The sequence below is a fragment of the Acidobacteriota bacterium genome (assembly GCA_034211275.1).
GTDB lineage: Bacteria > Acidobacteriota > Thermoanaerobaculia > Multivoradales > JAHZIX01 > JAGQSE01.
The window spans coordinates 1-13,847 of the sequence record JAXHTF010000179.1; the positions used below are offsets into that span (position 1 = coordinate 1).

Annotated in this window: 13 protein-coding genes; 10 read left to right on the forward strand and 3 right to left on the reverse strand. The window is 65.7% G+C overall.

From position 1 onward, the window contains the following. Nucleotides 1–119: 119 nt before the first annotated feature. Nucleotides 120–692, reverse strand: coding sequence for a DinB family protein (locus tag SX243_20530; GenBank protein ID MDY7095370.1), 573 nt, complete (start codon nucleotides 690–692; stop codon nucleotides 120–122). Nucleotides 693–880: 188 nt separating this feature from the next. On the opposite strand from SX243_20530, the gene SX243_20535 reads away from it, so the two are divergent. Beyond that, a complete protein-coding gene (locus tag SX243_20535) occupies nucleotides 881–1,672 on the forward strand; it encodes an enoyl-ACP reductase (GenBank protein ID MDY7095371.1) in 792 nt (263 codons plus the stop codon). Between the two features lie 10 nt (nucleotides 1,673–1,682). Here SX243_20535 and SX243_20540 read toward each other — a convergent pair whose 3' ends face one another. Continuing rightward, nucleotides 1,683–3,392 carry an AarF/UbiB family protein gene (locus SX243_20540; GenBank protein MDY7095372.1) on the reverse strand — a complete coding sequence of 570 codons (1,710 nt, stop codon included), beginning with the start codon at nucleotides 3,390–3,392 and terminating at the stop codon, nucleotides 1,683–1,685. A gap of 354 nt (nucleotides 3,393–3,746) precedes the next feature. On the opposite strand from SX243_20540, the gene SX243_20545 reads away from it, so the two are divergent. Then, entirely contained in the window at nucleotides 3,747–4,265 is a 519-nt protein-coding gene (locus tag SX243_20545) for a GNAT family N-acetyltransferase (GenBank protein MDY7095373.1), read from the forward strand. 4 nt (nucleotides 4,266–4,269) lie between these two features. Further along, nucleotides 4,270–4,620 carry a DUF488 family protein gene (locus SX243_20550; GenBank protein MDY7095374.1) on the forward strand — a complete coding sequence of 117 codons (351 nt, stop codon included), beginning with the start codon at nucleotides 4,270–4,272 and terminating at the stop codon, nucleotides 4,618–4,620. A 47-nt stretch (nucleotides 4,621–4,667) separates the two neighbouring features. Here SX243_20550 and SX243_20555 read toward each other — a convergent pair whose 3' ends face one another. Continuing rightward, a complete protein-coding gene (locus SX243_20555) occupies nucleotides 4,668–6,257 on the reverse strand; it encodes an AAA family ATPase (protein MDY7095375.1) in 1,590 nt (529 codons plus the stop codon). A gap of 116 nt (nucleotides 6,258–6,373) precedes the next feature. Between SX243_20555 and SX243_20560 the strand changes: the two genes are divergently transcribed. The 7 genes from SX243_20560 (at nucleotide 6,374) to nqrF (ending at nucleotide 13,620) form a co-directional block, all read left to right on the forward strand. Beyond that, a complete protein-coding gene (locus SX243_20560) occupies nucleotides 6,374–7,273 on the forward strand; it encodes a 1,4-dihydroxy-2-naphthoate polyprenyltransferase (GenBank protein ID MDY7095376.1) in 900 nt (299 codons plus the stop codon). A gap of 346 nt (nucleotides 7,274–7,619) precedes the next feature. Further along, the gene (locus tag SX243_20565) at nucleotides 7,620–9,002 is read left to right on the forward strand and encodes a Na(+)-translocating NADH-quinone reductase subunit A (GenBank protein MDY7095377.1); all 1,383 of its coding nucleotides are present in this window, start codon (nucleotides 7,620–7,622) and stop codon (nucleotides 9,000–9,002) included. After that, a complete protein-coding gene (locus SX243_20570) occupies nucleotides 9,002–10,231 on the forward strand; it encodes an NADH:ubiquinone reductase (Na(+)-transporting) subunit B (protein MDY7095378.1) in 1,230 nt (409 codons plus the stop codon). Before SX243_20565 ends, SX243_20570 begins: the two co-directional genes overlap by 1 nt. After that, complete coding sequence (locus SX243_20575; GenBank protein ID MDY7095379.1) at nucleotides 10,221–11,075, forward strand: Na(+)-translocating NADH-quinone reductase subunit C; 855 nt, start codon at nucleotides 10,221–10,223, stop codon at nucleotides 11,073–11,075. Before SX243_20570 ends, SX243_20575 begins: the two co-directional genes overlap by 11 nt. Beyond that, nucleotides 11,075–11,695, forward strand: coding sequence for an NADH:ubiquinone reductase (Na(+)-transporting) subunit D (locus tag SX243_20580; GenBank protein ID MDY7095380.1), 621 nt, complete (start codon nucleotides 11,075–11,077; stop codon nucleotides 11,693–11,695). Before SX243_20575 ends, SX243_20580 begins: the two co-directional genes overlap by 1 nt. Before the next feature lie 4 nt (nucleotides 11,696–11,699). Next, nucleotides 11,700–12,317: an NADH:ubiquinone reductase (Na(+)-transporting) subunit E gene (gene nqrE / locus SX243_20585; GenBank protein MDY7095381.1), complete on the forward strand. Its 618-nt coding sequence runs from the start codon at nucleotides 11,700–11,702 to the stop codon at nucleotides 12,315–12,317. 82 nt (nucleotides 12,318–12,399) lie between these two features. Continuing rightward, complete coding sequence (gene nqrF, locus SX243_20590; GenBank protein ID MDY7095382.1) at nucleotides 12,400–13,620, forward strand: NADH:ubiquinone reductase (Na(+)-transporting) subunit F; 1,221 nt, start codon at nucleotides 12,400–12,402, stop codon at nucleotides 13,618–13,620. Nucleotides 13,621–13,847 lie beyond the last annotated feature (227 nt).

Consider the following 13,847-nt stretch of genomic DNA (forward strand, 5'->3'; position numbering starts at 1 on the left):
CGATTTTCGGAGCTCCGGCCTCCAGGGGCCAGCACCCGCCGGCAGGGAGTCTAGCAGCCGACTCGGCCTTTGACTGCGGCGAGGTGCTACAGAGTGTGCGCGAAGTTCAAATCAGCAGCTTACCCGGGGAAGTCAGGGTGCTCGGCGACCCGGCGCATCTGCTCCAGGTGGCGCCGCTGGTGGACCTCCACCAGGGCGAAGGCGGCTCCCAGCCGCAGTCGAATGAGGCGGGACACCGGGGAGACGACGATGGTGCGGTCGAGGTCGACGGTGCGGGCTCGCTCCAGGCATGCCAGGAGCCGCTCCTGGTGCTCGGAGAAGCGTTCGGGGCTGTCGCCGCTGGGGACGGTCTCGGCATCGGCGGGGAGGAAGATCTTGGGCGCGGGGAAGCGCATCTTGGGAGGTGGCTCCAGGCTGCCGACGAAGAGCCGTTCCCACAGCCGCAAGTGTCCCCGGGCTCCGTGCCCGGCTGCTTTGGCGGGAGCCTTGGCGAGCACCGCTTCTACCTTGTCCAGGTAGAGGCCATCGGTGGTCACCAGGTGCTCCAGGCATTGGGCCAGGGACCAGCGTCGGGGCTCCGGGGAGCATCCCAGCTGCTCGGTTCTCAGGTTGTCGGTGAGCTCCCGCACCTGCTGCCAGGTGCGGCGCAGACCGGCCTCGACTTGATCCAGGTCGACGGTCTTCGATGCCATCCAGGTCATAGTTGCGTCCCTTCCCAGGCCGCCGCCGGCTTTCGCCCGGGCACGAGTCGGCGGCGAGCCGAACTTTCTTCCCACTGATGATTCCAGTAGGCTACGCGGGATTTCAACAGAATGTACAGCCAGCGCGGCGGGTTGGATTCATCCGCGCGGCTTGCAGAAGACTTTTCGAGGAGCGCTCCATGACCCAGACGGTGATCGACATGCAGGGAAAGAAGGCGATCGTCTTTGGTATCGCCAACAAGCGGAGCATCGCCTGGGGCGTGACCCAGGCCCTCCACGCCGGCGGCGCCAAGCTCACTCTCGCCTATCAGGGAGAGCGATTCTTGCGCGCCATCGAGAAGCTGCTGGCGGACGAGGGCATCGAGGACGCTCTGCTGGTGGAGTGCGACGTCACCGAGGAGGGCGCCATCGACCGCGTCTTCGATCAGCACATGGAGCGCTGGGGCGATCTCCACCAGGTCGTGCATAGCGTCGCCTTTGCTCGCCGCGAGGAGTTGGAGGGAGACTTCACCGAGACCAGCTCCGACGGCTTCAAGATGGCTTTGGAGATCAGCGCCTACAGCCTCATCCCCATGGCCCGCATGGCGAAGAAGCACATGGGTGAGGAGGGCGGCTCGATCATCGCCATGACCTATCTCGCCTCCCAGCGGGTGGTGGCCAATTACAACGTCATGGGCTCCGCCAAGGCGGCCTTGGAGCACGTGGTGCGGCAGCTGGCCTTCGAGCTCGGGCCGCACAATATCCGGGTCAACGCCGTCTCCGCCGGGCCGCTGCAAACGGTCTCCGCCCGCGGCGTCGCCAACTTCAACGATATGTACCGGAGCTACGCGGAGAAGACGCCCCTGCGGCGCAACGTGACGCTGGAAGAAGTGGCCAACACCAGCGCCTTCCTGCTCAGCGATCTCTCCACCGGCATCACCGGTCAGATCCTCTTCGTAGACACCGGCTTCAGCATCCTGGCGGCGGTGTGATTCTGCTAACTCAGCGCCACCAGGCCATCAGGTAGAGCACCGCCGCGGCGCCGAGCATGCCGGCGCCCAGCCCCGGGGCCGCCTCCAGGGCGTAGAGCACGGCGCCGGCCACCGCCAGGCCGCTGGCCGCTACCGCCGTGCGGGTGCGGGCCAGGCCGCGCTCCAGGCGGTCCAGGCGGCGGCGGGTGTCCGGGGCCAGGGCGTTGCGCACCGTCAGCTTGCCCACCCGAGTGTGCCGCACCAGCCGCGCCAGCTCCGCCGGCAATCCCAGCGCCTCCCGACCTTGGCGCAGAGCCTCCGCCGCCCACTCCGGCCCCCGAGCTTCCTCCGCCGCCAGCCGAGCGGCGAAGGGAATGGTGGCGCTCCAGGGCTCGAAGCCGGGGTCCAGCTGGGTGGCCAGCCCTCCCAGCAGAGCGGCGGCGCGGCCGGTGAAGAGCAGCTCCGACTGCACCTGCACCGGCGTCTCCAGAATCAGCCGGCCGAATTCCCGCCACAGCTCCCGGGCCTGGCTCAGGGCGAGGTCGTTGAGCCGTCCTAGCTCGACGCCCCAGAAGCGGTCCAGCACCGTTTCCAATGCCTCCTGGAGCTGCTCCAGGTCAGCCCCGGGAAGCAGGATGCCGGCGCTGTAGGCGGCGCGCACGACGCGTCCGGCGTCGCGGCTGCCGAAGCCGATGAGAACCTCCCGCAGGGCCCGGCGCAGACGTTCCGGCACCTCCGCCACCATGCCGAAGTCGACGAAGACGATCTGGAACGGGCGCTGATCGGCGTCCGGGACCGGCGTGCCCGGAGGAAAGCCCTCCGGGTCCTCTCCCGGCAGCGGCAGGGGGCGCACAAAGAGGTTGCCGGGGTGGGGATCGGCGTGGACGAAGTGGTGAACGAAGATTTGCTCCATGTAGGCGCGGTAGAGGCGCCGGGCCAACTCCTTGCGGTCGATCCCTGCGGCGGAGAGGGCCTCGACGTCGCCGATTTTCAGGTAGGCGACATTCTCCAGGGTGAGCAGGCGGCGGCGGGTGGTTTCCCAATACACCTCCGGGATGATCACGCCGTGGTCGCCGGCGAAGTTGTCGGCGAAGCGCTCGGCGTTGTGCCCCTCGTTCTCCAGGTCCAGCTCGCGGCGAGTGGTGGTGCGGAATTCCTCCAGCAGCGCATCCAGATCCACCCGGCTGCGCACCAGCTCCAGATGCTCGAGCCAGCCGGCGGCGACGGAGATAGCCGCCAGGTCGGTCTCCACCAGGGTCTCGATGCCCGGCCGCAGGACCTTGACCACCACCGGCGAACCGTCCAGGAGGCGAGCGCCGTGGACCTGGGCCAGGGAGGCGGCGCCCAGGGGCTCGGGCTCGAGATCCATGAAGACCTGGGCCAGGGGAGCCTCCAGCTCCGCCTCCATCTGCCGAGCGACGCTCTCGAAAGATTCCGCCGGAACCTCGTCCTGGAGTCCCGCCAATTCCCGCGTCACCGCCGGGGGTAGCACGTCGACCCGGGTGCTCAGGTATTGGCCGAGCTTGATCATCACGCCGCCGAGATCCACCGCCAGGGCGCGGTACTGCCGAGCCAGCCGCTGCCAGCGGGGATGGGGCGGCCGGCGCAGACGGCGCAGCCCCGGCCGGGCCAGGATCAGATCCCACCACACCAGGTGCACGGCAAGGCGCAGGAAGAACCACCGCACCTTGCGGTAGCGGCGGCGGTCGATGGTTGGTTTCGGGACCTTCGAAGTCTTCACCGCCGGATATCTACCACAGAGGGGCCTCGGGCACTCTTCTTGTCGGCAACTTTTGGGGATGCAGGAGCCCCACCCCGGGATCAATCCCGGGGCTAAGTAGGCACCGCCGGATGAATCCGGCTCCCTGAGGAACACCCAGCCGATCTCGAGTTCCGGAGCCGGCGGAGCCGGCGGTATTTGAGTAGTCCGGGGTTTTTATCCCCGGGCGGAGGTGGCGGAACCTCGGTCGTTGCCTGCGAGGATTCCCAACTGTGACGAACTCCTCGTCCTTTCCGACTGCTCGGGAATGGACGGGATAGGATCGACCTCTCCAGCGCCTTTCCCGAAAGACCCTTCGTCAGGAGATCCATCAGCATGAGCTCCAAAGCACCCTTCACCATCCGCCCCGCCGAGCCCGGCGACGTGACCCTGATCCATCGCTTCATCCTCGAGCTGGCGGAGTACGAGCGCATGCTCGACGAGGCGGTGCTCACCGTCGAGGACGTCCACCGCGCCCTCTTCGGCGAGACTCCGGCGGCGGAGGTGGTGCTGGCCTACGAGGGGGAGGAGCCGGCGGGTCTTGCGCTCTTCTTTCACAATTTTTCCACCTTCCTGGGACGCCGGGGCCTGTATCTGGAGGACCTCTACGTGCGCCCCGCCTTCCGCGGTCGCGGCTACGGCAAGGCGCTGCTGGTGCATCTGGCGGGGATTGCCCGGGACCGGGGCTGCGGCCGCATGGATTGGGAGGTGCTGGCCTGGAACGAAGGTCCCATCCGCTTCTACGAGAGCCTGGGAGCGGTGGCGATGAACGAATGGCGCCACTTCCGGCTCACCGGCGAGGCTCTGCAGCGAGTGGCGGAGCAGGGGAGTGTGGCCGCCGGAAAGGAGGATTGACTCCATGAGCCTGAGCATCAAGCGGGTCTACGACGACCCTGCGCCGGAGGACGGCCGGAGGATTCTGGTGGACCGTCTGTGGCCGCGGGGGGTGAGCAAGGAGCGGGCGGCGCTGGATCGCTGGATGAAGGAGGTGGCTCCTTCCAACGAGCTACGTAAGGAAGTGCACGCCGGGAAGGTCTCCTGGGATGAATTCCGGGCGCGCTACGGGGCGGAGCTGGAAGCGCCGGAAGCTCAGGAAGCCCTCGATCAGCTGCGCCGCTGGGCCAGCGAAGGGACGGTGACGCTGTTGGTGTCCGTGCGCGACCGGGAGCAGAATCACGCCCAGGTGCTGCGGGAGGTGCTAGAGGACTGAGTGGGGGAGGGAGACGGAGGCTGGTAGCGGGAGTCCCTGCGCCAGGCTCAGCTGTCTTCGCTGGCCAAGTACTCTTCCAGCTCGTCGTAGACATCCGCCGGGCCGCGGGTGGAACGCAGGATTTCCCGCGCTTCTTCGAGCCAGGGCGGCGCCGAGGCGGAGATGCGGCGGGCCGCTTCCATCAATGCCTGGGCGGTGAGGGGCTGGGGGTTGCCGCGCTCCAGACTCGCCTGCAGCACCGCGTCCAGCGCCAAATCCACCAGCCGGGAGAGATCGCCAAAGGTCATGCCGGAGGTCCAGGACGCCAGCTCGGGAAGCTTGAGCTCCTCCTGAGGCTTGCCCTGGCACAGCCGGCGCAGGGCTTCCAGACGGTCGGCCCGGGACGGCGGGCGGACGAAGAGGACGCGGTCGAAGCGCCCGGGGTTGAGCAGCGCTGGATCGGCGTCCCAGGGGGCGTTGGTGGCGGCCAGGATCATCAGCCCTTCGTTGTCCTCGCCGGTGAGCTCGCGGTTCAGCTGGCGGCTCACCGGGCTCAGGGTGCCGGCGGTCTCCACGTCGTCGAAAAAGAGCACCGACGGGCTCATGTCCCGGGCCTGCTCGAAGATCTCCCGCAACATACCGCCGGCGTGCTGCTGCCATTGATCCATCAGGTCGTGGATGTGCACCGCCAGGAACGGCGCCAGCACCTCTCCCGCCACCGCCCGCGCCAGATAGGTCTTGCCGCATCCTGGCGGTCCGTAGAGCAGCACCCGACCCCCCAGCCGTTTGTCGTAGGCGCGGTAGTAGTCTCGGTGGTTGAGGGGGTGGACCAGCATGGCATTGAGCTCGCGCTTGACGCCGTCGAGGCCGCTGACCTCGTCGAAGGTGATGCGCGGCTGGCTGGCGAAGAGCCGCCGCAGGCGATGGGTGTAGGCCTCGGTGGGGGAGATGTTGGGGTCCGGGGCTTCGGCGGAATCGAAGCTGTCGTCTGCCGGCGGCGCCATGGGAGAAGGATTGGTGTCCTCCAGGCCTGGGGCGCCGAGACCTGGGGTGCCACGGCCAGGCTTGCTTCCCGAGCTTTCGGAGCTTGCGGTGCTGAGGGCCGAGGCGGCGGAGCGCGGTGGCATCGCCCGGCTGCCTCTGCGACCTTCCGTCGAACCGGTGGCCCTGGCGGCGGCCGTCTTGCCGGCTCCCGCCGCCCGTGCCGCCATCACCGCTGGATGCTCCGGGGACCCCGGAGGAATCACCGCCGTGGCCAAGCCCAGCTCCGAAGCGAGATCCGGGTCCACCGCTTCCGGATCCTTGGCGATGGCTCGTCGGTACTCTCGGGCGGCGCGTTCGACGCTGCCCAGGGCCAGCAGCAGCCGGGCGTAGAGGATGTAAGCCTTGGCGGGGCGGTCCGAGTCGCGGATCACCTGCTTGACCAAGAGTAGGGCGGTGGAGTTCTGATTCTGGCTGTGGAGCGCCCGCGCCAGACCCAACTTCGAGGGTGCGTCCAGGTGATCGAGGTCGATGGCCTTGCGGAATTCCTCCTCCGCCTGTCGAGCGTAGCCGCGGTTGAGCAGCATCTCGGCATAGTGCCGCCGTAAGGGGCCGCTGTCGGGGGAAAGTTCCACCGCATGGCGCAAGGCTTCGAGGACTTCGTCGTGGAGCTCCATGGTCAAAGGATGTTCATGCTACGGAGCCCCCGGGGGGGAGTCAAGAAGCACGGCGCTTCGGAAGCTCGCGAGGGGAGCCGAAACAGGCTCTTGGACATGATATCTTCGCCGCTATCGTGAACGCATCCTCTCTGCCGGCACCGGGCTCCTTGGGCGCTTGGATTCTAGCCGCACGCCCCGCTACCCTCACCGCCGGCATCGTGCCGGTGATGGTGGGAGCGGCCTGCGCCGCCGTCGCCGGCGGGCTGCGCTGGGATGCGGTGGTGGCGGCCTTGGGTTGTGCCCTGTGGGTGCAGATCGGGGCCAATTTCGCCAACGATGTCTTCGATTTTGAGAAGGGAGCGGATACGGAGGAGCGGCTGGGACCGGTGCGGGCGGTGCAGGCGGGCCTCCTGACTCCAGCCCAGGCGCGCCGGGGGATGATCCTGACCCTGACCCTCTCCGCTGCCAACGCCGCCTACCTGGTGTGGCTCGCCGGCTGGCCTCTGGCGGTGGTAGGAGTACTGGCAGTGCTCTCCGCCATCGCCTACACCGGTGGGCCGTATCCGCTGGGCTACCACGGCCTGGGGGATCTTTTCGTGCTCCTCTTCTTCGGCTTCGTGGCGGTGGGCGGCACGGTCTACGCCAGCCTGGGGCGGGTTCCGGAGCTGGCGTGGTGGTCGGCGATTCCGGTGGGCTGTTTGGCCACCGCCATTCTGGTGGTGAACAATATTCGTGATCGGGCTACCGACGAGGCTTCCGGCAAGCGCACTATGGCGGTGCGTTTGGGGCGTGGCGGAGCGCTGGCGGAGCTGGTGTTGCTGCTGGTGGCGTCCTACGGGACCACCATCGTGGTGCATCTGCGGGGGCTGGCGGAGCCGGCCATCCATCTACCGTGGCTCACCGCGCCCTGGGCGGTGGCGGTGGTGGTGCAGACCCTGCGCCGGCGCGGCCGTCCCCTCAACGCCACCCTGGTGTCGACGGCGCGGCTGTTGTTGGTCTTCGGTCTGTTGCTGACGGCGGGGATTCTGATCTGACGGCGGCTACGATCTGACTCGAGGGCAAGACTCTGACTCTCGAACAGGACAACGCCCAGGCACGGGACAGCCTTTTGCTTCCCGGGAGATTGTGACAAAATGCACAAGCGGCGGAGGACATAGCCTCGGAGGCAGGCCAGAGACCGAAAGAGGTCACGATTTCGAAGCCGCTCGGCGGTCTCGAAATGGCTGGCCGATCAGCACTTCTGAGGGTTATCCTAAGCACAAGCAAGCAACCAAACGCCGGTGACCGATGGCGAGCTGGATCGAAGAGGGTAGGGCGACGCCCCGCTCCGGAGAGATTCGGCCGATATTCTTCGCCGGCGAGCAGCGATAGGAAGACAACGTGGCCCTACACAAGAGCAAACGAGGGTTGGACCTGCCCATTACCGGTCAGCCGGAGCAGGTCATCAGCGACGCTCCGGCACCGCGCTTCGTGGCGCTGCTGGGCGATGACTATGTGGGCATGAAGCCCACCATGCACGTGGAGCCCGGGGATCGGGTTCAGCGCGGCCAGCTGGTCTTCGAGGACAAGAAGATCGAGGGTGTGCGCTTCACCGCTCCCGGCTCCGGAACGGTGGTGGCCGTCCACCGCGGGGACCGGCGGCGTTTCGAGGCCCTGGTCATCGAGCTCGACGACGCCGAGAGGGAGAACCCGGACAAGGCGCCCTGCGTGACCTTCGAGGCCTACTCCGGCAAGGAGCCCGGGGTCCTCGGTCGTCAAGGAGTGCAGGATCTACTCATCGAATCCGGTCTGTGGACGGCGTTGCGGGCCCGGCCTTTCGGCCGCACCGCGGACCCCGCCGCCAACCCCCACTCGCTGGTGATCAACGCCATGGATTCCAATCCCCTGGCGCCGGATCCGTCGGTGGTGCTCGAGGGACGGGGTGAGGACTTCGCCCGCGGCGTCGCAGCCTTGGCCCAGCTCACCGAGGGCACGGTCTACGTCTGCAAGGCGCCCTCCACGGTGCTGGAGGGCCTCGAGGGCATCGACCGGGTGCAGGTGGAAGAGTTCACCGGTCCGCACCCGGCGGGGACTTCCGGCTACCAGATCCACGTTCTCGATCCGGTGGACCGTAACAAGGTGGTCTGGTACGCCGGTTATCAGGACGTGTTGGCCATCGGCCGCCTCCTCGCCACCGGCCGTCTCGACGTCGAGCGGGTGGTGGCGGTGGCGGGGCCGCCGGTGAAGCATCCGCGGCTGGTGCGCACTCGGCTGGGAGCCGACACCGCCACCCTCATCGCCGGGGAGATCCCGGAGGAGGGGGAGTATCGGGTGATCACCGGCTCCGTTCTCTCCGGCCGCCGGGCGCAAGGGGAGCATTTCGGCTACCTCGGCCGCTACCATCACCAGATTTCGGTGGTGGAAGAGGATCGGGAGCGCCGCATGCTCGGCTGGCTGGCGCCGGGAGCGGATCAATTCTCGATAGTCCGCGCTTACCTCTCCAGCCTCTTCCCATCGAAGAAATACGATTTCACCACCTCGACCAACGGCTCACCGCGCGCCATCGTGCCCATCGGCATGTACGAGCAGGTGATGCCCATGGACATCTTGCCGACCTTCCTGCTGCGCGCGCTGATGGTCGGTGACCTCGAACGGGCCGAAGAGCTGGGTGCTCTGGAGCTCGACGAGGAAGATCTCGCTCTCTGCACTTTCGTCTGTCCGGGCAAGAACGACTTCGGTCCGGCGCTGCGGCGGGTGCTCACCACCCTGGAGAAGGAAGGCTGATGAAGAGTCTTCGATCCCTGCTCGACAAACAAGCAAGCCTGTTCCACAAGGGCGGCAAGCTGGAGAAGCTCTACCCCCTGTGGGAGGCTCAGGATACGTTCCTCTACACTCCCGGTGAGGTCACCGCGGGGCCGTCCCACGTGCGGGACGCCCTGGACCTCAAGCGGATGATGATCACCGTGGTCGTCGCCCTGGTGCCGGCGGTCTTGATGGCCATGTACAACACCGGCTATCAGGCTCACCTGGCGATTCAAGGCGGCGCTCAGGCCCTCGACTCCTGGCAGACCGCCTTGTTCGTCCAGCTCATGGGGCAGGGGGCCCTGGACCCGGGCAATGTTCTCGCCTGCTTCGTCCACGGCGCCCTCTACTTCCTGCCGGTGCTCATCGTCTCCTTCGCCGCCGGCGGCGGCGTGGAAGCCCTCTTCTCCATCGTGCGCAAGCACGACATCAACGAGGGCTACCTGGTCACCGGTTTCCTGATCCCCCTCACCCTGCCGCCCACCATCCCGCTGTGGCAGGTGGCGCTGGGTTCGATCTTCGGCGTCATCATCGGCAAGGAGATCTTCGGCGGCACCGGCATGAATATCCTCAACCCGGCCCTCACCGCCCGCGCCTTCCTATTCTTCGCCTACCCGGCGCAGATCTCCGGCGACGCGGTGTGGATCGCCGCCCAGACCAGCGCCGACGGTTACAGCGGTGCCACCTGGCTGGCCGAGGCGGCGGTGCAGGGCAAGGAAGCGCTGATCTCCGGCTCGGTGACCTGGTGGCAGGCCTTCGTCGGTCTGGTGCCCGGTTCCATGGGTGAGACTTCCGCCCTGGCCTGCCTGTTCGGAGCTCTGGTGCTGGTGATCACCGGCGTCGGTTCCTGGCGCATCCTCGCCGGCGTGGTGGCGGGTTCGATCTTCACGGCGATGCTGCTCAACGGCATCGGCTCCGAGACCAACCCCTTCTTCTCCGTGCCCTTCTGGTGGCACATGGTGCTCGGCGGCTGGGCCTTTGGTACGGTGTTCATGGCTACCGAGCCGGTCACCGCCACCCACTCCAAGGCGGGCATGCTGTGGTACGGCCTGTTCATCGGCATCCTCGCCATCCTCATCCGGGTGGTCAATCCGGCTTATCCGGAGGGCATGATGCTCGCCATTTTGTTCATGAATCTCTTCGCCGCGCTCATCGATCACTTCGTGGTGCAGGCGAATATCAAGCGACGGAGGGCTCGTTATGCCGCGTAGCGCTTGGTACACCCTCGGTTTCGCCGCCGCCATTTGCCTGGTGTGCTCCATCCTGGTCACCTCCGCGGCGGTCAGCCTGGAGGAGAAGCAGGAGGTCAACAAGCTCCTCGACAAGCAGAAAAATGTGCTGATCGCCGCCGGGCTGGCGGATTCCGAAGAAACGATCAGCGCCGAGGAGATCCACGAACGCTTCGAGGCCTTCGAGCCGGTGGTGGTCGATCTGGTGGAGCAGGAGGAAGATCCTGCCGCCGACTTTGCCACCATCGACCAGCAGAAGATGTCGAAGGATCCGGATACCAGCTTCGAGGCGCCGAAGAACCCCGCTCAGATCCCACGGGTCTCGAACAAAGCGGTGATCTACAAGCTGAAGAACGAAGACGGCGGCCTCAAGCTGCTGGTGCTGCCGGTGGAAGGCAAAGGTCTGTGGTCCACCATGTACGGCTTCGTCGCCGTCAGCCCGGACATCTCGACCATCGAGGGCCTGACCTTCTATCAGCACGGTGAGACTCCCGGCCTCGGCGGTGAGGTAGACAACCCGCGGTGGAAGAACCTGTGGCCCGGCCGCAAGATCTTCGACGACGCGGGAGATGTCGCCATCACGGTGATCAAGGGATCCGCCGGTCCGCCGGAGGAGAACCCCTACGAGGTGGACGGCCTGTCCGGCGCTACCATCACCTCCCGCGGTGTGACCTATCTGCTGCAGTTCTGGCTCGGTGACAACGGCTTCGGTCCCTACCTGGAGCAGTATCGCAGTGGCCAGACCGACGACGCCCGCAACGTCGCCGACTTTCTAGATCCAGCTCGAACTTCTTCGAATCCAGACCATGGACGGAGGTCAGCCTGATGAGCGCCAAGACGGATGTCCTCATCGACCCACTCTTCAACAACAATCCCATCGCCCTGCAGGTGTTGGGGATTTGCTCCGCTCTGGCGGTCACCACCAAGCTCGAGACCTCGGTGGTGATGTCGGCGGCGGTGATCGCCGTGCTCACGCTGTCGAACTTCTTCGTCAGCCTGCTGCGCAACGGCATCCCGAGCAATATCCGCATCATCGTCCAGCTGACCATCATCGCTTCGCTGGTGATCGTCACGGACCAGATCCTGCGGGCTTATCTCTTCGACATCAGCAAGCAGCTGTCGGTCTTCGTCGGCCTGATCATCACCAACTGCATCGTCATGGGCCGCGCCGAGGCCTTCGCCATGCAGAACGGGCCGCTGATGAGCATGCTGGACGGCATCGGCAACGGCCTGGGGTACAGCATGATCCTCATCGGCACCGCCGTGCTGCGGGAGCTCTTCGGCTCCGGCAAGCTCTTCGGCGCCACCATCCTGCCCCTGGTCACCGAGGGCGGCTGGTACGTGCCCAACGGCCTGATGCTGCTGTCGCCGGCGGCGTTCTTCATCATCGGCATCTTCATCTGGGCGTTGCGCAGCTGGAAGACCGAGCAGATCGAGGAGGATTAGAGTCATGCTCGAGGAATATCTGAATCTGGCCGTCAAGGCCATCTTCATCGAGAATATGGCCCTGGCGTACTTCCTGGGCATGTGCTCCTTCTTGGCGGTGTCCAAGAAGGTCGACACCTCCCTGGGCCTCGGCCTGGCGGTGGTCTTCGTGCTCACCGTCACCGTGCCGGCCAACAACCTGATCTACAACTACCTGCTCAAGGACGGTGCTCTCTCCTGGGTGCACCCGAGCCTGGCGGGCTACGATCTCTCGTTCCTGGGCTTCCTTTGCTACATCGGAACCATCGCGGCTATGGTGCAGCTGGTGGAGATGTTTCTCGACCGATTCGTGCCCGGGCTGTACAACGCTCTGGGGGTCTTTCTGCCCCTCATCGCCGTCAACTGCGCCATCCTGGGCGGCTCGCTGTTCATGGTGGAGCGCGACTACGACCTCGGCGAGAGTGTCGTCTTCGGCTTCGGCAGCGGCGTCGGTTTTGCCCTCGCCATCGTGGCCCTGGCCTCGATCCGCGAGCGCATGCGCTACAGCAACGTGCCGCCGGCCTTGCGCGGCTTGGGCATGACCTTCATGGTCACCGGCTTGATGGCCATCGGTTTCATGGCTTTCGCCGGCATCCAGCTCTGATCCAGATCATCAAGACGTAGATCTTCAAGACCCAGATCTTCAAGACCCGGACTTTCAAGACCTTGTCGAAAGGCTCGACGATATGACCATTGCTCTCGGGGTGCTCATGTTCACCGCCGTCATCCTCTCGTTGGTGACCATCCTGATGGTCGCCAAGAGCAAGCTGGTGGCCAGCGGCGACGTTTCCATCATCATCAACGACGACGAGTCCAAATCCCTCAAGGTGCCGGCGGGGAGCAATCTGCTCAACACCCTGTCGAACCACAAGATCTTCATCCCCTCCGCCTGCGGCGGCAAGGGCACCTGCGGTGTGTGCAAGGTCAACATCACCGAGGGGGGCGGCGCCATGCTGCCCACCGAGAAGAGCCACATCAGCCGCGGTGAGGCGCGGGAAGGTTGCCGCCTGTCCTGCCAGGTGAAGGTCAAAGGGGACATGAAGATCGAGGTGCCGCCGGAGATCTTCAGCGTCCGCAAGTGGAAGTGCAACGTGCGCTCGAACCACAACGTGGCGACCTTCATCAAGGAGCTGGTGCTGGAGCTGCCGGAAGGTGAGGAAGTGCCCTTCCGCGCCGGTGGCTACATCCAGATCGAGTGCCCGCCGCACCACGTCAAATACGAGACCTTCGAGATCGAAGAAGAGTATCGGGACGCCTGGGACAACTTCGGCCTGTGGAAGATCGAGTCCATCGTCAAGGAGTCCGTGACCCGCGCCTACTCCATGGCCAACTATCCGGAGGAGAAGGGCATCATCATGCTCAACGTGCGCATCGCCACGCCTCCGCCGAAGGTCCCCAATGCGCCTCCGGGCATCATGTCTTCCTACATCTTCGGTCTCAAGCCCGGGGATGAGGTGACCATTTCCGGCCCCTTCGGCGAGTTCTTCGCCAAGGACACGGACAACGAGATGATGTTCATCGGCGGCGGTGCCGGCATGGCGCCCATGCGCTCCCACATCTTCGACCAGTTCCGCCGTCTGCATACGGACCGCAAGGTGACGTTCTGGTACGGCGCGCGCAGCCTGCGGGAAGCCTTCTACATCGAGGACTTCGACGAGATCGCCGCCGAGAACGACAACTTCGAATGGCATATGGCGATGTCCGAGCCTCAGGAAGAGGACAATTGGGAGGGCTTCACCGGCTTCATCCACCAGGTGGTCTACGACGAGTATCTGAAGGATCACCCGGCGCCGGAGGATATCGAGTATTACCTCTGCGGTCCGCCGCTGATGCTCGATGCGTGCATGAAGATGCTCGACAGCCTCGGGGTGGAACCGGAGAACATCGCATTCGACGACTTCGGATGAGCCGATTTCGGCGCGATGCGCTCCCGCGGCCGGCGATGCTGGCGGCGGGAGCTTTCGCTTTTTGGCTGTTGGCCGGTTGCGGCCAGCCTCCGGTGCAGCTGCAGGAGATTTCCCTTCTCAGCACTCTCTCCCAAGGAGAAACTTCAGCAATAGCTATTAAAGCTAGTCCCCCTAACTGGTGTCGTAATTGTTGACTAAAAGTAAAAGTATCAGGGGCGCGAGGTGGA